This window comes from Stenotrophomonas sp. 62841_Sma (assembly GCF_056482945.1).
Genome location: NZ_CM151224.1, coordinates 2,971,014 through 2,991,487 on the forward strand (window position 1 = coordinate 2,971,014; position 20,474 = coordinate 2,991,487).

18 protein-coding genes, 1 tRNA gene and 2 pseudogenes are annotated in these 20,474 nt (G+C 63.9%); 13 read left to right on the plus strand and 8 right to left on the minus strand.

Annotated features, from left to right (window positions below; all coding sequences use genetic code 11):
- The first annotated feature begins 73 nt into the window (after positions 1-73).
- From ACZK5G_RS13990 to ACZK5G_RS14010, 5 genes are all read left to right on the plus strand, one after another.
- Entirely contained in the window at positions 74-1,264 is a 1,191-nt protein-coding gene (locus tag ACZK5G_RS13990) for an efflux RND transporter periplasmic adaptor subunit (protein WP_478463813.1), read from the plus strand.
- On the plus strand, positions 1,261-3,225 hold the full coding sequence (locus tag ACZK5G_RS13995) for a MacB family efflux pump subunit (RefSeq protein WP_478463815.1): 1,965 nt from the start codon (positions 1,261-1,263) through the stop codon (positions 3,223-3,225). Before ACZK5G_RS13990 ends, ACZK5G_RS13995 begins: the two co-directional genes overlap by 4 nt.
- Before the next feature lie 90 nt (positions 3,226-3,315).
- The gene (locus ACZK5G_RS14000; protein ID WP_049398244.1) at positions 3,316-3,711 is read left to right on the plus strand and encodes a hypothetical protein; all 396 of its coding nucleotides are present in this window, start codon (positions 3,316-3,318) and stop codon (positions 3,709-3,711) included.
- Between the two features lie 26 nt (positions 3,712-3,737).
- Positions 3,738-4,169, plus strand: coding sequence for an EF-hand domain-containing protein (locus tag ACZK5G_RS14005; protein WP_478463816.1), 432 nt, complete (start codon positions 3,738-3,740; stop codon positions 4,167-4,169).
- 62 nt (positions 4,170-4,231) lie between these two features.
- Positions 4,232-4,429, plus strand: coding sequence for a hypothetical protein (locus ACZK5G_RS14010; RefSeq protein WP_032128612.1), 198 nt, complete (start codon positions 4,232-4,234; stop codon positions 4,427-4,429).
- A gap of 71 nt (positions 4,430-4,500) precedes the next feature.
- Here ACZK5G_RS14010 and ACZK5G_RS14015 read toward each other — a convergent pair whose 3' ends face one another.
- The 3 genes from ACZK5G_RS14015 to ACZK5G_RS14025 all read right to left on the minus strand — a co-directional run bounded on the left by ACZK5G_RS14015 (position 4,501) and on the right by ACZK5G_RS14025 (position 7,526).
- On the minus strand, positions 4,501-5,823 hold the full coding sequence (locus ACZK5G_RS14015; protein WP_478463818.1) for a Smlt3024 family type IV secretion system effector: 1,323 nt from the start codon (positions 5,821-5,823) through the stop codon (positions 4,501-4,503).
- Positions 5,824-5,854: 31 nt separating this feature from the next.
- Positions 5,855-6,718 carry a Smlt3025 familytype IV secretion system inhibitor gene (locus ACZK5G_RS14020; RefSeq protein WP_032128614.1) on the minus strand — a complete coding sequence of 288 codons (864 nt, stop codon included), beginning with the start codon at positions 6,716-6,718 and terminating at the stop codon, positions 5,855-5,857.
- Positions 6,719-7,178: 460 nt separating this feature from the next.
- Entirely contained in the window at positions 7,179-7,526 is a 348-nt protein-coding gene (locus ACZK5G_RS14025; RefSeq protein WP_049398249.1) for a winged helix-turn-helix transcriptional regulator, read from the minus strand.
- 102 nt (positions 7,527-7,628) lie between these two features.
- On the opposite strand from ACZK5G_RS14025, the gene acuI reads away from it, so the two are divergent.
- A complete protein-coding gene (gene acuI / locus ACZK5G_RS14030) occupies positions 7,629-8,618 on the plus strand; it encodes an acrylyl-CoA reductase (NADPH) (RefSeq protein ID WP_049398250.1) in 990 nt (329 codons plus the stop codon).
- Between the two features lie 68 nt (positions 8,619-8,686).
- On the opposite strand, the gene ACZK5G_RS14035 is transcribed toward acuI, so the two are convergent.
- Positions 8,687-9,421, minus strand: coding sequence for a hypothetical protein (locus ACZK5G_RS14035; RefSeq protein ID WP_478463821.1), 735 nt, complete (start codon positions 9,419-9,421; stop codon positions 8,687-8,689).
- 179 nt (positions 9,422-9,600) lie between these two features.
- Between ACZK5G_RS14035 and ACZK5G_RS14040 the strand changes: the two genes are divergently transcribed.
- From ACZK5G_RS14040 to ACZK5G_RS14050, 3 genes and pseudogenes are all read left to right on the plus strand, one after another.
- Entirely contained in the window at positions 9,601-12,351 is a 2,751-nt protein-coding gene (locus ACZK5G_RS14040; RefSeq protein ID WP_478466520.1) for a UvrD-helicase domain-containing protein, read from the plus strand.
- A 32-nt stretch (positions 12,352-12,383) separates the two neighbouring features.
- Positions 12,384-12,557, plus strand: a pseudogene (locus tag ACZK5G_RS14045) (integrase core domain-containing protein); the annotation flags it as partial.
- Between the two features lie 623 nt (positions 12,558-13,180).
- Positions 13,181-14,283 (plus strand): IS3 family transposase gene (locus ACZK5G_RS14050; RefSeq protein ID WP_181859227.1). Its coding sequence is split into 2 segments (ribosomal slippage): positions 13,181-13,439 and positions 13,439-14,283, totalling 1,104 coding nucleotides; the frame shifts between segments, so codons are not numbered across the junction.
- Between the two features lie 15 nt (positions 14,284-14,298).
- Here ACZK5G_RS14050 and ACZK5G_RS14055 read toward each other — a convergent pair.
- The gene (locus ACZK5G_RS14055; RefSeq protein ID WP_478463823.1) at positions 14,299-14,553 is read right to left on the minus strand and encodes a hypothetical protein; all 255 of its coding nucleotides are present in this window, start codon (positions 14,551-14,553) and stop codon (positions 14,299-14,301) included.
- A gap of 194 nt (positions 14,554-14,747) precedes the next feature.
- Between ACZK5G_RS14055 and ACZK5G_RS14060 the strand changes: the two are divergent.
- Positions 14,748-15,178 (plus strand): annotated as a pseudogene (locus ACZK5G_RS14060) (IS3 family transposase); the annotation flags it as partial.
- 137 nt (positions 15,179-15,315) lie between these two features.
- Here ACZK5G_RS14060 and ACZK5G_RS14065 read toward each other — a convergent pair.
- Positions 15,316-15,405: transfer RNA gene (locus ACZK5G_RS14065), tRNA-Ser, on the minus strand.
- Positions 15,406-15,529: 124 nt separating this feature from the next.
- Between ACZK5G_RS14065 and ACZK5G_RS14070 the strand changes: the two genes are divergently transcribed.
- The gene (locus ACZK5G_RS14070) at positions 15,530-16,600 is read left to right on the plus strand and encodes a DUF4241 domain-containing protein (RefSeq protein ID WP_478466521.1); all 1,071 of its coding nucleotides are present in this window, start codon (positions 15,530-15,532) and stop codon (positions 16,598-16,600) included.
- Between the two features lie 81 nt (positions 16,601-16,681).
- Here the strand turns inward: ACZK5G_RS14070 and ACZK5G_RS14075 are convergent, their stop codons facing one another.
- Positions 16,682-17,674: a LysR family transcriptional regulator gene (locus ACZK5G_RS14075; protein WP_005410175.1), complete on the minus strand. Its 993-nt coding sequence runs from the start codon at positions 17,672-17,674 to the stop codon at positions 16,682-16,684.
- A 122-nt stretch (positions 17,675-17,796) separates the two neighbouring features.
- Between ACZK5G_RS14075 and ACZK5G_RS14080 the strand changes: the two genes are divergently transcribed.
- Together ACZK5G_RS14080 and ACZK5G_RS14085 are read left to right on the plus strand one after the other, a co-directional pair.
- The gene (locus tag ACZK5G_RS14080) at positions 17,797-18,384 is read left to right on the plus strand and encodes an FMN-dependent NADH-azoreductase (protein WP_329893673.1); all 588 of its coding nucleotides are present in this window, start codon (positions 17,797-17,799) and stop codon (positions 18,382-18,384) included.
- A 223-nt stretch (positions 18,385-18,607) separates the two neighbouring features.
- Positions 18,608-18,958 carry an SH3 domain-containing protein gene (locus tag ACZK5G_RS14085; RefSeq protein WP_478463825.1) on the plus strand — a complete coding sequence of 117 codons (351 nt, stop codon included), beginning with the start codon at positions 18,608-18,610 and terminating at the stop codon, positions 18,956-18,958.
- Between the two features lie 142 nt (positions 18,959-19,100).
- Here ACZK5G_RS14085 and serS read toward each other — a convergent pair whose 3' ends face one another.
- A complete protein-coding gene (gene serS, locus ACZK5G_RS14090; protein WP_478463827.1) occupies positions 19,101-20,381 on the minus strand; it encodes a serine--tRNA ligase in 1,281 nt (426 codons plus the stop codon).
- Positions 20,382-20,474 lie beyond the last annotated feature (93 nt).

The window sequence follows — 20,474 nt, forward strand, 5'->3', positions numbered from 1 at the left end:
TCTGCCACGCCAGACGTGTGTCTCTTCTGCCACGAGGACCCGCGATGACCTGTCTCTATTGGATGCTGCGACGATGAGCGCCGCACCACGCAAGCGCCGCCGGGCGCTCATGATTGCTGCCGCCCTGCTGTGCAGCGCGCTGATTCTGTTTGCATGGTTGCGGCCCGCACCACCTCCGAACCTGCAGGTTGCGCCGGTCGTTCGCGGCAACATCGAACAGGTGGTGGAAGCCACTGGCACGCTGAAGCCCTCGCGGCTGGTCAGCGTGGGTGCGCAGGTCTCCGGCCGCATCGACACCCTGCATGTGAAACTGGGCGACAAAGTGAAAGCCGGCGACCCCATCGCCGATATCGATTCGCGTACTCAGCGCAATGCATTGCTGAGCGCGCAGGCCGCACAGCGCACTGCGCGCGCCAACCGCGATGCACTGGCCACCGACCTGCGCCAGTTCGAGTTGACACTGCATCGGCAGCAGAAACTGGCTGCCGCGCAGCTGGTGGCCCGCGCCGACTTCGATGCAGCCAAGGCCAAGGTCGACGCCACCCGTGAACAGATCGCCGCGTTGGACGGTGAAGTTGCGCGCCGACAGACCGACGTCGATGTCGCGCAGACCAACCTAGAGTACACCCGCATCACCGCCCCCACCGACGGCACCGTACTGGCCGTGGTCGCGCGCCAGGGGCAGACCGTGAATGCGGTGCAGAGCGCACCGACCATCGTGATGCTGGGCAATCAGGACGTGATGACGGTATACGCCGAGATCTCCGAGGCTGACGTCGTACACACCGCTGTTGGGCAGGAGGCGTTCTTCACCATTCTTGGTGATGCCGGTCGCCGCTACAGCAGCAGGCTTCGGGATATAGCGCCAGCACCGGAATCGATCACCAACGAAGACAGTTCCAGCCTCGCCGCACCGGCGGTGTCGGGTGGCAGCCGCACGGCCATGTACTACAACGGCCAGTTCGACGTGGACAACGCCGATGGCCGCCTGCGCAGCTACATGACCGCGCAGGTTCGCATCGTGCTGGGCCGCGCCAACGATGTACTGACCATTCCCTCGGCCGCATTGGGTGCGCGCGCCGTCGATGGCAGCTACAGCGTGCAGGTCCGTGGTGCCGACGGCCGCGCCAGCGCGCGGCGCATCATCACCGGGCTGGATGACCAGATCCAGGTGGAAGTACGCCACGGGCTGAGGGAAGGCGAACAGGTCGTGCTGGCGCAGGCCAACGTCGAAGCCACCAGCGCACCCGCTCAGCCCAAATGAGTACGACCATGACCGAGCCACTGCTGCGCGTTCGCGGTGTACGCCGTGAATTTGCCGCGGGCGAGCAGACACTGATGGTACTCGACGGCATCGACCTGGATATTCACGCAGGTGAACTGGTGGCCATCGTAGGCCAATCCGGTTCGGGCAAGTCCACGCTGATGAACATCCTGGGTTGCCTGGATCGCCCTTCCGCTGGCGTCTATCAGATCGCCGGGCGCGAGACCGCGCAGATGTCGCCTGATGAACTGGCCGAACTACGCCGCGAGCACTTCGGCTTCATCTTCCAGCGCTACCACCTGCTGACCGATCTGACTGCATTGAGCAATGTGGAGGTGCCTGCGATCTACGCCGGCATGCCTGCCGAAGCACGCCATGCACGGGCAGCCACCCTGCTGTCGCGGCTGGGTCTGGGCGAGCGCATGCAGCATCTCCCTGGCGAGCTCTCGGGCGGCCAGCAGCAACGCGTTTCGATTGCGCGTGCGCTGATGAATGGTGGCGCGGTGATCTTCGCCGACGAACCCACGGGTGCGCTGGATACGCATTCCGGAAAAGAGGTGATGAAAATCCTCGGCGAGCTGCACGCCGAGGGCCATACTGTGGTGCTGGTCACGCATGACATGGCCGTGGCCGAGCATGCGCAGCGCATCATCGAAATCCGCGATGGGCGGATCGTGGATGATCGTGCAACCGGTACAGCTCTGGCAGCGGGCGTGGCGACGCCAGCCGCGCCCCAATCCGTGGGTAGCAGCGGCTGGCAGGTCTGGCGGGACCGGTTCGCTGAAGCCTTCCGCATGGCACTGCGCGCGATGAACGCCCACCGCATGCGCACCTTCCTGACCATGCTCGGAATCATCATCGGCATTGCTTCGGTCGTGGCGGTGGTAGCACTGGGCACCGGTGCACGGCAGGCCATCCTGTCCAACATCTCCTCGTTGGGTACCAGCACCATCGAGATCTATCCCGGTTCCGGTTTTGGCGACCTGCACTCGGCGCGGGTGGAAACACTCACTCCCGGCGACAGCGTGGCCCTGGCCCGGCAGCCATTCGTGGACAGCGCCACCCCGGGTGTTGCCACCAGCGGCACCGCCCTGCGCGGCAATCGCTCCGCCAGTGTGCAGGTGCAGGGCGTCAGCGAGCAGTACTTCCGCGTGCATGGCCTGAAGCTCGGCGAGGGCGCCTTCTTCGGTCCACCCGGCGTGGTCGGCTACCAGCAGGTGGTGGTGATCGACGCCAATACCCGCGCACGCTTCTTCGCCGCGACCGACAATCCGATCGGGCAGACCCTGCTGCTGGGCAATGTCCCGGTGCGCGTGGTGGGTGTGGTGAAGAAGGATGCCGGCACCACTGGTGATGCATCGTTGCTGCGGGTATGGCTGCCCTACACCACCGCAATGGCGCGCGTACTGGGGCAGAGCCACGTCTCCAGCATCACCGTGCGCGTCTCGGATGCGATCAGCATGGAAGCGGCTGAGCAGGCCATCGCGCGACTGCTGACTCGCCGCCACGGCAGCACCGATTTCTACATGAGCAACAACGCGCAGATCCGTAGATCCATTGAACAGACCACCGGCATCCTGACCATGATGATCAGCTCCATCGCTGCCATCGCACTGGTGGTGGGCGGAATCGGGGTCATGAACATCATGCTGGTCTCGGTGACCGAGCGAACCCGCGAGATCGGCGTGCGCATGGCGGTGGGCGCGCGACGCAGCGACATCCTGCAGCAGTTCCTGATCGAATCGGTGCTGGTCTGCCTGCTCGGTGGCGTGCTCGGCATCGGCGTGGCGCTGGCGCTGGGCGCGGTGATGGAGCTGGCCGATGCGGGCTTCAGCCTGGTGTTCTCCGTCAATTCGATTCTGGCTGCATTCGTGTGTTCCAGCCTGATCGGCGTTGGTTTCGGCTTCCTGCCGGCACGCCGTGCCGCACAGCTGGATCCTGTGGAGGCGCTGGTTCGATAGCCGCTGCAATTGCTCGCTCTGACGGCAGGTTCGCGCAATGTCTGCGGGGTGTACTACGGCTACCAACGATGTCCGCACAGGAGCTGGACGATGTTTCTGAAGACAGGAAGAACCGCGCTGATTCTGGCGGTCGCTGCGCAGCTGGTGTTGATGCCGTACGCCGGCGACGCCCATGCGCAGCGTGGCGACCGCTACAACCCGCAGTGGAACCAGGACTACCGCGATCGGGAGCGCGATGCATGGGAACGGCGCGAACGTGAGCGGAATCATGAGCGCGAACGCGAGCGCCGGCACGATGCCAAGACCGCCGGTGTCGTGGTGGGCGTGGTAGGTGCAGCGGTGGTGGCCGGCGTGATTGCCGCTGCCGCCAAACGTGAGCGTGAGACCCGCGAGCGCGCCGACTACTGCATGAACCGCTACGGCAACTACGACCGCCGCAACGACACCTATCGCGGCGCCGACGGCTACACCTATCCCTGCCGCTGATCTGCAATTCTCAAGGAGAATCACCCATGACCAGGATCACTCTGTTGATCGCCCTGTGCACTGCCCCGTTGCTGGCCCAGGCCTCACCGGCCGACCCGAAGCAGGCCTACATCGACGCCACATTCACCGCCATGGATGCCAACAACGACGGACGCGTCGACAAGACCGAGTACGCGACATTTCAGCAGGAACGTTTCAGCAAGCAGGCCGATTCCATCGACGCCGCGTTTTCCGCGATGGACAGGAACAAAGACGGCAGGATCAGCAAGGAGGAAGCCAACGTGGTGCCGGAGATCGCGAAGTACTTCGCGGGCCTGGACACCGATGGTGATGGCTATCTGTCGCTGAAAGAGATGCAACAAGCCATGGTGGCCGCTCAGACTGCAGACGCGCCAGCAAAAGTAAATCCAGGGCGGGGCGCTGAAGATGGATACCCATCCGGGCGCGGTGCGGGTTGAATACACCCTCTTCCCACGTTAGCCTCCGAGGTGCCCAAGGAGGGCTATCAACGGAGTGAAGCATGAAGATTGGATTCAAGCTGTCTGTTGCTATTGCGGCTGCTGCACTGACCCTGGGAATCGGCAGTGCCTCCGCGCAGTCCCGCTGTACCCCGTGCTACACCGCGTACGAGGCCTGCCTCGCAGCGGGCAATGGCGAGAAGGTGTGCTACCCGGCTTTTGCCCGCTGCCTGCGGAACAGCGGCTGCACCATCCCGTAAGTCACGCACTGCCGTGATGTGTGCTGGCCCCCATTTTCGGGGGCTGGCATTGGCTGCCAGGCGCTGTGATTTCACCCCATCCGTATCGCAGGGCTCTCGCGAGCCTGCACGTCAATGTCCTGCTGCCGCTGCACAGCCGCCGGTTGGCGGTCCAGGCTGGCGGCCTCGATCTGCTGCAGCGACTGCGCAACCGGGGTCTGCACCGCCACGTCAGTGGGCATCGAGACGCGCATGTGGGCGGGATCGTTCATCTCGCCCTGCACCACGAACACGTTCCGCCCTGCGGGAACGTCGGCCGTCTGGGCGCTCAGCAGCACGTGATCGGCGCGTTCAAGCTGGTTGCGGCGGGCCAAGGCCATCACGCTCGCCACAAGACGCTCGCTGTTCTCATCGTGGGTACGCCCGGCGCTGGCATCGATCGCGGCAACGCCTTCGCGCACCTGCTGCATCAGTGCGTACTCGCGATGGCCTGGGCCGATGTCCGCCAGGCGGGTCAGCGCCTGTGAGGGATCCGGCACGTCGTCCACCGCTGCGGTCAGCGGGCTGCGGGTAATGGTCCGATACGGGTCGTCCGGGTGGAACTGGGTACGTTTTTCCTGGCGTTCCAGACGAACCTCGCGCGCGTCGTTGAGTTCAGCGATACGGGCGGGATCGGTGATCTCGCGCAGCGACATGTGACCGCTGCCCGCATTGACGCTGGCCCATTTTCTGTCCGCTTCGAAGTACATCGCGTAATAGCTGTTGCCACCGATGATGTTCGGATCGACCGCTGAGCGGCCCTCCAGTACCTGGGTGGCTTCCAGCACGCTCAACCGGGTCAGGTACTGGCCACCCTTCGTCCATCCCATCTGGCTGATGGCATCGACGCTGGTGTTGCCTACGCGGGGGCCCCCGGCATAGTCGTTGTTGAGCATGTTGGTCCAGATCTGTTCCAGCTTCGCGGGGCCGCTCTTCTGTTCGGCCGCTTCCAGCAGCACGCGCGGGGTCCAGCAATTGGGGTCGAGTTCATGCCGTTCAAACGCACGATCGTGCGCCAGCATCACATCCTTGCCGGGAAGATTCAGTGCCAGGTCTGGGCGGCGTTCGTTCATCCACTGCCGCCGCAGTTCAAGATCTCTTTCGAGCAGGGTCTGCCCGAAGGACTCCCATTGCCGCTCGGTCAACTGTGCATTCGAGAAACGGGATCCCTCTTCCTGCTGGGTCTTCGCGTAGCTCTGTGCATAGCTGTTCGCTACGCGCCCCGGCAGGCTGTCATTGCGTACAACACCCAGCGCCAGTGTCCCGTACCCATCGGCGCCCGGCAGCTGCGACAGGTAGTTCCAGTAAAGCTCGCGGTTGCCATCTCTGGCATAGCTGCCAAGGATTCTGAGATCGTGTTCGGTCAATCCACTCATGCCTTACCCCTTCTCTTCCCTGAACCACCGATCACTTGGACCGGGTGCGCGCGATGACATCCCTGACGGCCTCTTCCATACGCTTCCAGTCCTTCAGAAACGCTCTCTTGTAGTCCAGGCTGATGGACAGCCTGTTGTCGATGTCCACGAAATAGTGAACGCAGCCCGCTGCCACTTCTCCCGGCTCGCTGATCACCTCGCCCCCCTCCAACCGCACGCCATCGCGTCGGAATTCCTCGCCGTCACATTTGATGAACGAGCTGATCCGGCCATCGCCCTGGCGTGCGATGTACCAGTCTCTCTCATAGGCCGGATTGCGGACAGGCGGCTTCCCGTACCGCGCCTCATGCTTCTTCGCGTACAACACCATCTTCGCTTCATCGATTGCATAGGGCGTCAGACCCAAGGTCTCCGGCTGTGCAACGCGTTGATCGAGACGGTCCCTGGGATCCTCCCTTTCCACAGAGCCCTCCTCCGTGATGGCTTCATTTGACGACAGCCTTGAGAGCAGTGTTTCGACGGGAACCCGATCAACGTAGTTGATCCGAATGGGAATCTCCTTCCGGAAATCATTCGTACGTGGGTTCGCCCGGGCGCCCGGCGGCGTCGGCTTCATGTCCGGCCATTCGATGACCAGGGTCACACCTTCTCCGGGCCACGGTGCGATCTGGCTGTCCAGATAATTGGCCGGAATGCGGAAGGTATTCGGCCCGAGCTTCACGTCCACGGGCGCATCGGTATAGGTGTGGCCGTTGATCGTGCGGCCGGTCTGGGTTGCGCCGGACATGGCGGGATTCCTTTCATTCTCGGTGGACGGCGGCCGTGCACACGCGCTGGCACTCACTGCGACGGCAAGTGCCAGCGGCAGACAACGGCGGGGGGACATCACGTGCATGGGCATTCCATTGCAGGGCTCCTGGGCCACTATAGGCAAGCGGGCGTCAACGGAACAGGAACCGCATCGCGGTCTTTCACGGAACCAGGCAGCATTCCAGCTGCAGCGACAGGGCCTGGCAGGCGTTGAACAGCCCGTCGACCAGCGCTGCGGACGGGTAGCACGCGGGATCGTCGCTCTCCCGCGCCACATGCGCGGCATGCAGCAAGGCGGTAAGCGCAGTGATGCCCGACGCGCTGCGGGTGGCCAGGGCCAGCCGGTAGCGTCACGGCATGGCGGGTTATCCATCGACTGATGCACTTCGCCAGCAAACGTGCCCGGCTGGCGTGCGCTATCTGGACACCCTATCCAGCCATACACGACACGTCCATCGAGACACACGCTGCCCACTGGTGACCGCGGCCGTTGGCGAAACCGAAGTGCGCGCGCAGCGAAAGCACGTACGCGGCCCCTTCATCCTTCAGCTGTTGGCGTCCTCGCTCTTATGGCCGCGATAGGTTTCACCCCACTCGCGCATGGCAAGGAGTACCGGCACCAGCGTGCGCCCGAATTCAGACAGTTCGTATTCCACCTTCGGTGGCACTTCCGGGTACACGTGGCGGATCACCACGCCGTCAGCCTCCAGTTCCCGCAGCTGGCTGGTCAGCATGGACTGGGTGGCGTTGGGCACACGCCGCGTCAGCTCCATGAAGCGTCGCTTGCCTGTCATCAGGTGAAACAGAATGATCGGCTTCCACACGCCGCCCATCACCGACAGCGTGACTTCCACCGCGCAACCGCTCTTGCCGTCCCAACGCCTGCTACGCATGCATACTCCGGAAAACCATAGTACCTACGGAAAATCATCGTTCTTGTTGCGATAACGGTGCGAGCCTAGCATGGGCTCATCCACTGAACGTGAGACCGCACCATGAGTTTCAAGGCACTGCTGACCCGCAAGACCAACGACGGCGTTTCCACGGAGCTGGTCGATTTCGATGAAGCCAACCTGATGGATGGCGACGTGCTGGTGCAGGTCGAGTACTCCACGCTGAACTACAAGGACGCGCTGGCCCTCACCGGCACGCGCCCGGTGATCCGGACGTTCCCGTTGATCCCTGGCATCGATCTGGCTGGCGTTGTACTGGAATCGGGCAATGCCGGTTTCCAACCCGGTGACCGCGTGGTGTTGAACGGCTGGGATCTCAGCATGGGCCACCACGGCGGCCTCGCCCAGCGTGCCCGTGTTCGCGGCGAATGGCTCAACAGGATTCCCGCCAACCTGAGCACCCGCGACGCCATGGCCATCGGCACAGCAGGCTATACCGCCATGCTGTGCGTGCTGGCACTGGAAGATGCAGGCGTGACGCCCGGGAAGGGCGATGTGCTGGTCACCGGCGCCAACGGCGGCGTCGGCTCGATTGCGGTGGCGATCCTGTCCAAGCTTGGCTATCGCGTAGTGGCTGCCACCGGGCGACCTGAACACGCCGAGTATCTGCACAGCCTGGGCGCCGCCGAGATCATCGACCGCGCGCAGCTTTCAGCCCCGCGCGAGCGGCCGGTGAGTGCCGAGCGCTGGGCCGGCGTGGTCGATGTGGCGGGCGGCCCCACCCTCGTCAACGCCATTGCCGAGACGAAATACCGTGGCGCAGTGGCCGCCTGCGGGCTGGCGCAGAGTGATGATCTGCATGGCTCGGTGCTGCCCTTCATTCTCCGCAACGTGACGCTTGCCGGCGTGGATTCGGTGAATGCGCCGCAGGCCGTCCGCCAGCGCGCCTGGGATCGTCTTGCCACCGATCTGGACCCGCAGAAGCTGGAAAGCACCGTGCAGTTGATCGGGCTTGCCGGCGTGCTGGACGTCTACGACCAGATCATTCCGGGCAAGGTGCGTGGGCGGATTGTTGTGGATGTGAATGCGTGACGGCAGGCAGTCCCGCGGTGGCACGCTGCCGCCGCGGGGCCGATGCCGTGCTGTGCGTCAATGCAGCGCTATTCTGAAACTTCAATCGGCAGCTTGCATTCGCTGCGGAACTTCCCCGCTTTCCGGTCCAGTTCAGCACGTAGCTTCGGAATCTTCGCCAGCTTGCTGCGCATCGTCGCGATGGGCAGCACGCCCTTGGCGTAACTTTCCGTCACACCCAGAGCGTTAGGCGCACCGCGGATGTGCCACACCAGTTTTTCCAGGCCCGTACCGTAAGCCAGCAGCGTATCCAAAGACAGAAAAGCCCTTCCGCCGAGGTTTCCGTTTCGGAGGCGATTCCAGTCCATATTGCCTGTCAGGCTGGTGGAGTAGACCGAAAACTGCTTGTTCGGATCTTCCGACCGATACAGGTGTATCCAGGTGTGTCCGGGATCCTTCGGCTCCTGGCCGATTTCCTTGGCGTCAAAACGGAAACGCATGACCACTACGACCTCAGCCTCTGGAACAGCCTTCTGGCGCGTCGCGTCTTGTGGCCAGTAGTAATTCAGGGTCCAGCTGCTGGCCATGCCAGTGCCGAATGGCGTGCTGTTTGACGTCCATTCGTACGTGTCGCGCGATGCCGTGGCACCCGTTGCTGCGTCCACCTCCCGGGACACACTCCATGTTCCGTCCGCTTCCTCAGTCCAGAAGCCACAGAACAGTGATGGGGTGGACGATTGCGCCGCCGCAGGCAGTGCTGCCAAAGACAGTACAACAGCCAGAAGGCAGTTGCGGCCAGATGTAGAGAACATTCCTGCAGGCATTGGATTCCTTCCCGGGGCGCCATCCACGGAGTAGTCGGAGCCATCCGCTACGGCATGGCGACAGCCTAACCCACTCCGACCACACGGCAACAGTCACGCGCCTGATCAAGCCCCCTTATCATGGGGCTGTAAGGGCACTTTACGCCCAGTGACGTACGCAAGGCAGTATCTGGATGTCTATGGAATGGCGCCCCTCGGGCTGGGGCCAGCGTGTGACCCGCTCGCCGGACTGGCGGCTGCGGCTGGATGGCGAGCATGTCGAGCTTCTGATTGAAGGCCGGCAGTACCGCCAACACATCGATGATGACCAGCGTGTGCGGATTCTTCCGGGCCTGTTCTGGGCCAGGGTTGCGCTGCAGAGCGAGGACGGCGAAACGCTGTCCGTGGACGGCCTGCCCAACGGCCAGGCTTCCCGCCTCGCGGCTGCTGTCCAGCAGGTGCTCTTCGCGCGCACCACACGCGGGCGCAAGGCGCTTTTCGAGGACATCCTGGAGCAGATCCAATCGTGGCTGGCCGAGGCCGACGCCCTCACTGACCGGGGCACCGCCGGCCGCCGCTGGATCACCCACGAACAGCAGCACATCCTGCTGGCCGAGCGCCCCACCCTGCCCTTGTCGCCGGTCGAGCTGGAACGGCTGTTCCTTGATGAGGATGTGCACGACGACCTGCACTCCCATAGCCATCGTGCCGCATTGGATGCCCTGCACGACTGGCAGCTGGATTGGCCCGCCGTATGGGGGGACGCCAATGCGACCATGGCGACGCGGGAGCTGGTGCTGGCCAAGGACTTCCTGGACCGGGTCGAGAGCAAGCCGCTGACCGAGGAACAGTCCCGCGCCGTCATCTGCTTCGACAACCGGGTCCAGGTCGTGGCCGCGGCCGGTTCCGGGAAGACCTCCACCATGGTCGCCAAGGCCGCCTATGCCATTGACCGCGGCTTTGTCGCACCCGAACGCATCGTGATGCTCGCCTTCAACAAGGACGCTGCCAAGGAGCTGGAGGAGCGCGCGCAGCGATGCTTCGACCGGCTCGGCATGGGCGACACCGTGGTTGAAGCCCGGACCTTCCACGCCCTCGGCCTGGCCATCGTCGCCAAAGCCACCGGACGCAAGCCCGACATCCCCGAATGGACCACTGACGCCACGCTGGGCTTCAACAAGCTGTCCGAACTGGTGGACGACCTGAAGGACCGCTCGACCCACTTCCGCACCCAATGGGACATGTTCCGCCTGGTGTTCGGGCGCGACCTGCCGCCATTCGGCGCGGAAATGGAGGCCGACGGCTACGACCGCGATGGCACGCCCTACATCCGCACCCTGCAGGGGGAACGGGTGAAGAGCCTGGAAGAGTGCGTGATCGCCGACTGGCTCTTCTACAACGGCGTGACGTACGACTACGAGCGGCGCTACGAGTTCGATACCGCGACAGACACCCATCGCCAGTATCGCCCGGACTTCTACTATCCGGACGCCGGGCTGTATCACGAGCACTTTGCGCTGGATACCGATGGCCAGCCGCCGAAGCACTTTGCCAACTACAGCGAAGGGATGCACTGGAAGCGCCAGCAGCATGTGGCGCGCGGCACGGCCCTTGTCGAGACGACATCCTTTGGCCTGCGCAGCGGGCATGCCCTGCTGGATCTCGCAGAGAAGCTTGGCGAGTGCGACATCGAGCTCGACCCGAACCCGGACCGCGAGCTGCCCGATCAGGGCGCCAAGCCGATGCCCGATGCGGACCTGATCGGCTTGATGCGCACCTTCATTGCCCACGCCAAGAGCAACTGCCTGACGCTGGACGATATGGCCGCACGCCTGCGGCAGATGCCCGAAGACCAGTTCAAGGAGCGGCACCGTCGCTTCCTGGAAATCGCCGGGCCGGTCTTCCAGGCCTGGGACAACGCGCTGGCTGACGAGCGTGGCATCGACTTCGAAGACATGCTCAATATGGCCGCTGGACTGCTGGAACAGGGCCGCTACGAATCGCCTTACGATCTGGTGATGGCCGATGAATTCCAGGACGCTTCGCGCGCCCGCGCACGCCTCTGCCGTGCGCTGGTCAGCCAACCAGGCCGCCATCTGTTTGCGGTGGGCGATGACTGGCAATCGATCAACCGCTTCGCCGGGGCCGACGTTTCGGTGATGACCGGATTCCGCGAGTGGATGGGCCATGGCCAGGTGCTGAAACTGGAACAGACGTTCCGCTGCCCACAGGCGCTCTGCGATGTGTCCAGCCGCTTCATCAGCCGCAATCCCGCGCAGATCGCCAAAGCAGTTCGCTCAGCTGCAACGGCCATGGGCCCGGTGCTGCAGGCGTTCCAGATGAATCGGCGTGAGGAGGTGCAGGATGGCGTTCGCCAGTACCTCGCCAAGCTGCATCAGCAGTTGTTGTCCGGGGCGGTGCCGCAAGGGCGCAACGGGCGCGTGACGGTCTTCATCCTGGGGCGCTACCGCGCCGATCGCAGCGCGATGCCTTCGGATTGGAAGACAGCCTTCGGCAGCACGATGGAGGTCGAGTTCCTGACCGCACATCGATCGAAGGGGCGCGAAGCGGACTACGTGATCCTGCCGGGCATGATCAACCGCAGCTTCCCGAGCCTGCGCGCGGATGACCCGGTGCTTTCGCTGGCGATGCCGGATGGGGATACCTATCCGCTGAGCGAAGAACGGCGGTTGTTCTATGTCGCGCTGACGCGTGCGCGGCGGTCGGTGGCCATGTTCACCCTGCAGGGGAAGCACTCGCCGTTCCTGGACGAGCTGGTGAAGGACGGGGCAGTGAAAGTGACCGCAATTTCAGGCGCGGCCATCAATGAAGAACGCTGCCCAGTGTGCAAGGTGGGCGTGTTTGTGGACCGCAATGGGCCGCATGGGGCTTTCCGGTCGTGCTCAAGTTATCCGTTGTGCCACAACAAGCCGAAGGATGGACGTCGTTAGTTTGTCCGGATTCGTCCCGGAGGGCGACCGTCTACGTCGTGAGGTTCAGCGGCCGCCCTTACGTCGAATGCCTCAACGAGCGCAGTTTTCCCAAACTGCTGCATGCCCACTTCGAGCTCGAGATCTGGCGAGCGAAATACAACGAGGAGCGACCGGCGAAGCTCATGGGCGACCTGACACCGGCGGCCTATGCCCAACAGTTGGCGGCCAAAGCCACTACGAAGAAATCTGGACTCCAAAGGACCCCGCTACTGAAAGCGGGGGACGTCGGATGTTGGGAGCGGGGTCTATCTTCGTGATGAAGCACGACTCACAAAAGCCGGCTTTCTTGTGTTTTCCTCTCGCTTCGCTCGCAAGACGTCATAGAGATCAGGCCAGTACATGAGTGGCTCGCTGTCAAAGCCCCTCCAGATGAATAGCATCAAGGGCGTCCCCAGGAGCAAGAGGACAACCAGATAAGTCCAAATCCAACGGTCAGCCCACACTGAGAGTAGTGATTGGTCCGCCCAACACCAACTCGCAGCACTCAGTGCCATGCATGCAATGCTATTTCGCACCGTCACCAACCAAGCTCGCTCTTCCTCCCGGTGCTTTGCCAAGCAGGCCTCAAGTCTGGCTAACCATTGATGGTCCGGATGTACCATGAGGTGCTTCATTGCCTGAAATTGCGTGACGTATCCCATGGGCGGCGACGAGTCATCCCGCTCGTCGACCGGAAGCCGCTCTTGGATCGCAAGAGCGATAGGAATGAGGCCGAACTGGACTGACCTGCCCGGTTTCTCCGAGACATTGATATCTAGGAAGATGGCTCCAATCGGAAGATGAGCCCATGAAGAAGAGTCGATTCTCAGAAGAGCAAATGGTGACGATCCTGCGCGAGGCAGATCGCACGACGGTGGCGGAGGCCGCCAAGAAACACAAGGTCAGCGACGCCACGATCTACGCTTGGCGCAAGCACTTCGGGCAGATGCAAGCAGCCGATGTCAAACGCCTCAAGGCCTTGGAGCTTGAGAACAGCCGTTTGAAGAAGCTGCTGGCCGAGCGCGATCTTGACATTGAGATCCTCAAGGAGATCAACGCAAAAAAATGGTGAGCCCGCTGGCGCGGCGCGAGCAACTGGACTTCGTGCGTGCACGGGGCCTGAGTCTGCGCCGCGCCTGCGGGCTGATCGGAATGTCCCGGGCCACGCCGAGCTATCAGTTGCGCCTGCCGGCCAGGGATGCGCCGGTGCTCGCTGCGATGCGGGAGCTCTCGGCGCAGTACCCAAGATACGGCTACCGCCGCATCCGCATCTTCTTGCGCCGCAAGGGCTTCGAGCTGAGTTGGTCGCGTACGCATCGCTTGTGGCGCCGGGCGGGACTGCTGGTGCCCCGAAAGCGTCCACGCAAGCGCATCGCCTCGGTACGCCCGCGCATTCATACGCCCTTCAAGGCCAACATGGTCTGGGCCTATGACTTCGTCTTCGACACCACGGCCAGTGGTCAACAGATCAAGTGCCTGACCGTCGTGGACGAATACACCCGAGAGTGCCTTGCCATCGACGTGGCCGGGGCCATTCGCTCCAGGCGCGTGATCGAAGTGCTGTCGCGGCTGGTGAGCCTGCACGGCGCGCCGCTGTTCATGCGTTCGGACAACGGGCCGGAGTTCGTCAGCCACGCCATTCTGGAGTGGATCGCCCACTCGGGCATCGCCACCGTGCTCAACGACCCCGGCAAGCCGTGGCAGAACGGCACAGACGAAAGCTTCAACGGCAAGTTGCGCGACGAATGCCTGTCCATCGAGTGGTTCCGCTCGCGCCGCGAGGCCGCCGTGCTGATCGAAGCCTGGCGCGTTCACTACAACGAGGTGCGACCCCATAGCAGCCTGCAATACTTGACTCCGACGGAGTTCAAGCAGCAACCCCGTCACAACCTGCAACCCGCTGTCTTCTAGTTAAAACTGTCTCGATTAAACCGAGCAGGTCAGGACCACTATCTGCACCATCACTGCACCGACAGATATTGCAAGCCCGAAGATCACAATCAAAACGAGGGCAAGACCGGGGCGCTCCGTCAGCTCGCGCAGTGAAAGCTCAACAATGCTCTTGTGCCAAATCATCGCTGACGCGAAGTCCGAAGCCAAGGCGAACGCGCTCATCCTGAGCACAAATGGGAAGTCGCTCAACTTTTCCAGAAGCGACCACTTCGAAAGATCCAGATTCAAACCCAACTCCTCGCTGATGACAGCTCCATTTACCGAAGTGGAGAAGCAATCGCACTTCTACCCAGAAATGCAATAGTCGGCCTGGTCGCAGTGAACTTGATACCGCGTCCTTGAGTTCCATGGCTTTTCCAGCTCCTTGCCAGATCAGATCCGTCCAGACATCAATTCGTGTCGCAAGCAAACGGAACGCGATTTTCTCGAGATGCGGCAACGTTCTTTGCAACGGAGGCATCCTGAGCAATCGGGTAATCGAACGACGCCGCGATGGGTTTCCGATTCGACTGATGGGCCGCTGCGTGAGGGTATCGGCCAGCCGCTACTACGAGTGGGGTAAAGCACCCTGCGAGCGCCCGGCAAGTCGACAATGAGCGCCGCTCGTACGGATACGCGAACTACACGAAGGCAGCCGCGGCACGTTGGGGGCTGGCCGCATGTGCGAAGACCTGGCTGAAGAGGGCTAGACTGCCAGCCTCCAACGAATGGCGCGCCTGATGACAGCCAACGGCCTGCACGGCTGGCCTCGCACCCGCGTCGCGGGAGGCGTGCAGGTGCGGCCGTGACGCCGCCAGGCGTGAGTGATCTGATTGAGCGCAATGTTCTCGCACCGGAGCCGGCAACCAAGTGGGCCGCGTGCGGCATGGTTGAAAGCGGACATAGACCGCTTCAGCGCCGAAACAACGAATCCACAGAATGCGGGCAAAAACATGGAACGAGCAACGTAGAACAAAAAAGCCGCTGCAAACAGCGTCTTAGACATTGTCTTGGCGGAGAGAGTGGGATTCGAACCCACGGAAGGTTTGACCCTTCGCCGGTTTTCAAGACCGGTGCCTTAAACCGCTCGGCCATCTCTCCAATCGGGTCCCGGTCGCCCGGGCAGCGGCGTATTCTCGCACGTGAAGAGCATTTGCCCAAGACCACCCTTGCCCCCGCCCTTCGCATCCGGCACGGTGGGGCCTTCACTGCAATCGGAGCCCCCATGGCCCACCTCGATCTGGCCAACCTGCGCACCACCCTGCTGGGCGACACCCAGCTGGCCGCAGTGGCCCTGCACCGCACGTTCGCCGGGCATCTGCCGGTCAGCAGTGGGCATCTGGTGGTCTGCGATCCGCTGGTCCAGGCCGAGGCGCCGGCGCTGGCCGACTACACCGCCCCCCTAGGCCGGCATCCGGTCGAAATCATCGTGCACAGCGGCCGCCCGGCGCTGGCCGTGGTCTGGTTCAAGCCTCGCGAAGCCCTCACTGCGTCTGCCCTGCACTGGCAGATGGCACGCTGGACCACGCAGGACCTGACCGGCCTGGATGAGGACAGTTTCATTGGCTATCCGGTCGACGCCGGCATCGGCTGCTTCATGGATACCAACACTCAGCAGGCACTGCTGGCCCTGATCGAACAGACCGATGGCGACGAAGACAGCGAATGGTCGGATGCGCTGATCGACCATGACGGCCTGGATGAAGGCGCCGAGTACCGCCCCTGGGGCGAGGACTCTCCACACGGCCTGGTCGTATTCACCAGCGGCTGGGGCGACGGCGTCTATCCGAGCTACTGGGCGCTGGATACGTCCGGCATTCCGGTCGCCCTGGTCACCGACTTCCTGTGCATCCAGGGCGGTGATGGGCGCGACGAGCGCGAGATCGCCGACCAGGCCTATCGCGACAGCCTTCCACCCGAAGAAGCTGAAGCGCTGGCACGGGTTGTAGCGGCCGTGGACCGCGACGACCCGGATGCGCTGCGAGAGCTGTTGAAGGATGCGCCACAGCGCGCCAACCAGATCGAACCCGGTTGCGGCGGCACCGCCCTGTTCGAGGCGATCCGCCTGGACCGTCCACAGGCACTGCGGGTGCTGCTGCAGGGCGGCGCGTTGCCGGCAATGCCGGAGCGCCTGCACATGAGCAAGGTGACCAGCTACGTGGACTACGCCCGCTTCCTGAAGAAGCCACGCAGCGCGGAACTGATGGCGGTGCTGGAAGCGCCGGTCGTTGCCGAGCCCACACCGACCGCACCGCCGCGGCGCAGCTTCTGGGATCGGCTGTTCGGCCGGAAGTGACCGGGGCCGGAAAGCAGCAACGCCGGGCATGGCCCGGCGCTACCGTTTCACAGATCGGCGGTGCAGTTGCGGCCAGGTGCCTCAGCCCGCGTCCACCGCCAGCGCGCCCAGCGCACTGGCCTTGATCCGCTCCTTGGCCTTTTCACAGGCGCCACCGCAATCCAGGCGCGAGGCCTCCAGCTGCGGCGGCAGGTGCTCGGCCAGGAAGTCGATGAACACGCGCACCGCCGGCAGCAAGCCGCGGCGCGAGGCGAACACGGCATGGCACACGCCCTGCGGCAGCGACCAGTCCGGCAGCACCACTTCCAGTTCGCCGTTGCGCACCGCATCGGCGCACACGGTTTCCGGCAGCATGGTGATGCCGAAACCGTCCTTCACCATGCTCTGCAGCAGCGGGAAGTCGAAGCCGGCCACGCGCGGCTGCAGGTCGACCCGGCGCACTTCGCCTTCCGGGCCATGCAGCTCCCAGCGCTGGCGTGCTTCGTCTTCGCTGATGCTTAGGGTGACGTGCTGGGTCAGCTCTTCAGGATCCTTCGGCCGGCCGGCGCGATCCAGGTACTTCGGGCTGGCCACCAGCAGTTCCTGCACCTGTCCGAAGCTGCGCATCACCAGGCTGCCATCGTCGTCCAGGCGCGAGCGCACGCGCAGGGCCACGTCGTAGCCTTCGTTGATGATGTCCACGCGGCGGTTGCTGATGTTCAACTGCAGGCGCACCTTCGGGTACTGCTCAAGGAACTTGGGCAGCAGCTTGGGCAGCTGCATCTGCGCCAGCGATACCGGCACGCTGGCGCGCACCACGCCGCGCGGTTCCGCGCTGAGGCGGTCCACCACTTCGCGTGCGGCCTGTGCCTCGGCCAGCATCGTCTGCGCGTGGCGGTGCACGCTGGTGCCGACATCGGTGACGGCGAAACGACGCGTGGAGCGCTGCAGCAGGCGAACGCCCAGGTCGGTTTCCAGCTGGCTGATGCGGCGGCTCAGGCGCGACTTGGGGATACCCAGTGCACGCTCGGCGGCGGCGAATCCGCCATGGTCGACCACCATCGCGAAGTAGTACAGATCATTCAGGTCATGCATGCCCGAGTTCCATATCTAGAACAATACGTGGCATTCAACCACCTTTATCCCGCCTTTGCAACAACCTATCGTTCTCTCCGTCGGCGGCAAGTCCGCCACCTCTCCCGAACATAGGTACTGCCATGAAGCTTCTGCACATCGACGCCAGCGTGCTTGGCGACAACTCCGTCTCCCGCCACCTGACCGCCGCCGTGGTGGCCCAGTTCACGCAGCAGATCGACGGCCTGCAGGTTGATTATCGCGATCTTGACGCCAATCCGGTACCGCACCTGCGCAGCGGATCGCTTGCCAAGGCCGACGCTGCCGAAGCCGCCGATGCTGAACAGGTACTCGAGCAGTTCCTGGCGGCCGACATCGTGGTGATCGGCGCGCCGATGTACAACTTCAGCATTCCGTCCACCCTGAAGGCCTGGATCGACCGCGTGGCCGTGGCCGGGCGCACCTTCAAGTACACCGAGAACGGCCCGGTCGGCCTGGCCGGTGGCAAGCGGGTGATCATCGCCAGCAGCCGTGGCGGCATCTACACCGATTCGCCCGCGGACTTCCAGGAGCCGTTCCTGCGCCAGACGTTTGCCTTCTGGGGCATCAACGATGTCGAGTTCGTACGCGCCGAAGGCATCGCCTACTCGCCGCAGCACCGCGAAGACGCCATTGCTGGCGCACTGGCTGCGCTGCCGTCGCACGAAGCGGCCGCGGCCGCCGCGGCGTAACGCGTTCCAGCGTTCGGCGCCGCTCTCTCCTCGTCTGGGCGCTGAACGCGGGCCGGGATCCCCTCCCCCATCCCGGCCCACCCTGGCGGCCCCGCTTTGCGGGGCCGTTTTTTTGTGGCGTATGGACTGAGCGCTATGTCATCCACGCATGGCGTGGCTCTACCGCACGTGCGCGTGGATACGCTGCCATGCGCGACGCTCACCAGAACGTTAGGCTGGGGCCATGAACTACATCGTGACCACTGCACATCGCAGCGAATTTCCGCACCCGATCACCCTGCGCCGTGGCCAGGCGCTGGTGGTGGGCGAACGTTATGAAGGGCCCGAAGGCTGGGAAGACTGGTTCCTGTGCGAGGCAGAGGGCCAGCAGCCGGGATTCGTGCCGGCGCCGGTAATCAGCCGCGACGCGCAGGGTGGCGCATTTGCCACGGAAGACTACTGCGCGCGGGAACTGGATGTGGATCCCGGGCAGCTGCTGCGTGGCGAGCGCACGCTCAATGGCTGGGCGTGGTGCGTGCCGGGAACCGGCGAACCGGGATGGGTGCCGTTGGAGAAGCTGCGGGCTGCGGAGTGATCGCGGCGGTTCATCCACGCATGGCGTGGATGTAGCCCGCATTGTAGATCCACGCCATGCGTGGATACGGTGCCATGCAAGCATGGCACCCACCAGAGCCAGAGCAGTGCCATGCAAGCATGGCACCCACCCCATCAGGCTATCAGCCGATGGTTTCCAGGCCGCCCATGTACGGGCGCAGGGCCTCCGGCACGGTGATGCTGCCGTCGGCGTTCTGGTAGTTCTCCATCACCGCGATCATCGCGCGGCCCACCGCCACGCCCGAGCCGTTCAGCGTGTGCGCCAGCTCCGGCTTGCCGGTGGCCGGGTTGCGCCAGCGGGCCTGCATGCGGCGGGCCTGGAAGTCACCACAGTTCGAGCACGAGGAGATCTCGCGGTAGGTCTCCTGCGACGGCAGCCAGACTTCCAGGTCGTAGGTCTTGATGGCCGAGAAGCCCATGTCGCCGGTGCACAGCAGCACCTTGCGGTACGGCAGGCCCAGCTTTTCCAGCACCACTTCGGCGCAACGGGTCATGCGCTGGTGTTCGGCGTCGCTGTCTTCCGGGCGGCTGATCGAGACCAGCTCGACCTTCTCGAACTGGTGCTGGCGGATCATGCCGCGCACGTCGCGGCCACCGCTGCCGGCCTCGGCGCGGAAGCACATCGAGTGGGCGGTCATGCGCAGCGGCAGGCGCTCGGCGTCGACGATCTCGTCGCGCACGATGTTGGTCAGCGGCACTTCCGAGGTCGGGATCAGGTAACGCGTGGAATCACCCACGGCGGTCTTGAACAGGTCGTCCTCGAACTTCGGCAGCTGGCTGGTACCGCGCAGCGAGTCGGCGTTGACCAGCAGCGGTACGTTGGTTTCCTCGTAGCCGTGCTCACCGGTGTGCAGGTCGACCATGAACTGCGCCAGCGCACGGTGCAGGCGCGCAATCGGGCCGCGCAGCACGGTGAAGCGCGAACCGGACAGCTTGGCGGCGGTTTCGCCGTCCAGCCAACCGTTGCGGGCGCCCAGTTCGACGTGATCGAGCACCTTGAAGTCGAACTGGCGCGGGGTTCCCCAGCGCGCCTGTTCGACGTTGTCGTTCTCGTCGGCACCGGCCGGCACGTCATCGGCCGGCAGGTTCGGAATGCCCATCGAGATGGCGTCGATCCTCTCGCGCAGCTCGTCCAGCGCCACTTCCGAGGCCTTCAGCTCGTCGGCGAAGGCAGCGACCTCGGCCATGATGGCCGAGACGTCCTCGCCCTTGGCCTTGGCCTGGCCGATGGCCTTGGAACGGCTGTTACGCAGGCTCTGCAGCTCCTGGGTCCGCACCTGGATGCGCTTGCGATCGGCCTCCAGGGACTCCAGGGCAGACACGTCGAGCTCGAAGCCGCGGCTGGTGCGCAGGCGTTCGGCGAGGTCGGCGGGCTGGTGGCGGAGCAGGGCTGGATCAAGCATGGCAGGTGTCGTGGTGGGTATCAGGGATGGGATTATCGCTTGTTATACGGATTTCTGCCGCCCGGTTCATTCCCGGCGTGGCAGAATCGGGCT

Excerpts from the sequence above, each read along its gene's own strand:
- ACZK5G_RS14075 (WP_005410175.1), bottom strand. The coding sequence starts at position 17,674 with ATGCATGACCTGAATGATCTGTACTACTTCGCGATGGTGGTCGACCAT.
- ACZK5G_RS13995 (WP_478463815.1), top strand. The coding sequence starts at position 1,261 with ATGAGTACGACCATGACCGAGCCACTGCTGCGCGTTCGCGGTGTACGC.
- ACZK5G_RS14025 (WP_049398249.1), bottom strand. The coding sequence starts at position 7,526 with ATGCGTAGCAGGCGTTGGGACGGCAAGAGCGGTTGCGCGGTGGAAGTC.
- ACZK5G_RS14070 (WP_478466521.1), top strand. The coding sequence starts at position 15,530 with ATGGCCCACCTCGATCTGGCCAACCTGCGCACCACCCTGCTGGGCGAC.
- ACZK5G_RS14035 (WP_478463821.1), bottom strand. The coding sequence starts at position 9,421 with ATGCCTGCAGGAATGTTCTCTACATCTGGCCGCAACTGCCTTCTGGCT.
- ACZK5G_RS14080 (WP_329893673.1), top strand. The coding sequence starts at position 17,797 with ATGAAGCTTCTGCACATCGACGCCAGCGTGCTTGGCGACAACTCCGTC.
- ACZK5G_RS14010 (WP_032128612.1), top strand. The coding sequence starts at position 4,232 with ATGAAGATTGGATTCAAGCTGTCTGTTGCTATTGCGGCTGCTGCACTG.
- ACZK5G_RS14040 (WP_478466520.1), top strand. The coding sequence starts at position 9,601 with ATGGAATGGCGCCCCTCGGGCTGGGGCCAGCGTGTGACCCGCTCGCCG.
- ACZK5G_RS14005 (WP_478463816.1), top strand. The coding sequence starts at position 3,738 with ATGACCAGGATCACTCTGTTGATCGCCCTGTGCACTGCCCCGTTGCTG.
- serS (WP_478463827.1), bottom strand. The coding sequence starts at position 20,381 with ATGCTTGATCCAGCCCTGCTCCGCCACCAGCCCGCCGACCTCGCCGAA.
- ACZK5G_RS14020 (WP_032128614.1), bottom strand. The coding sequence starts at position 6,718 with ATGCACGTGATGTCCCCCCGCCGTTGTCTGCCGCTGGCACTTGCCGTC.
- acuI (WP_049398250.1), top strand. The coding sequence starts at position 7,629 with ATGAGTTTCAAGGCACTGCTGACCCGCAAGACCAACGACGGCGTTTCC.
- ACZK5G_RS13990 (WP_478463813.1), top strand. The coding sequence starts at position 74 with ATGAGCGCCGCACCACGCAAGCGCCGCCGGGCGCTCATGATTGCTGCC.
- ACZK5G_RS14015 (WP_478463818.1), bottom strand. The coding sequence starts at position 5,823 with ATGAGTGGATTGACCGAACACGATCTCAGAATCCTTGGCAGCTATGCC.
- ACZK5G_RS14085 (WP_478463825.1), top strand. The coding sequence starts at position 18,608 with ATGAACTACATCGTGACCACTGCACATCGCAGCGAATTTCCGCACCCG.
- ACZK5G_RS14000 (WP_049398244.1), top strand. The coding sequence starts at position 3,316 with ATGTTTCTGAAGACAGGAAGAACCGCGCTGATTCTGGCGGTCGCTGCG.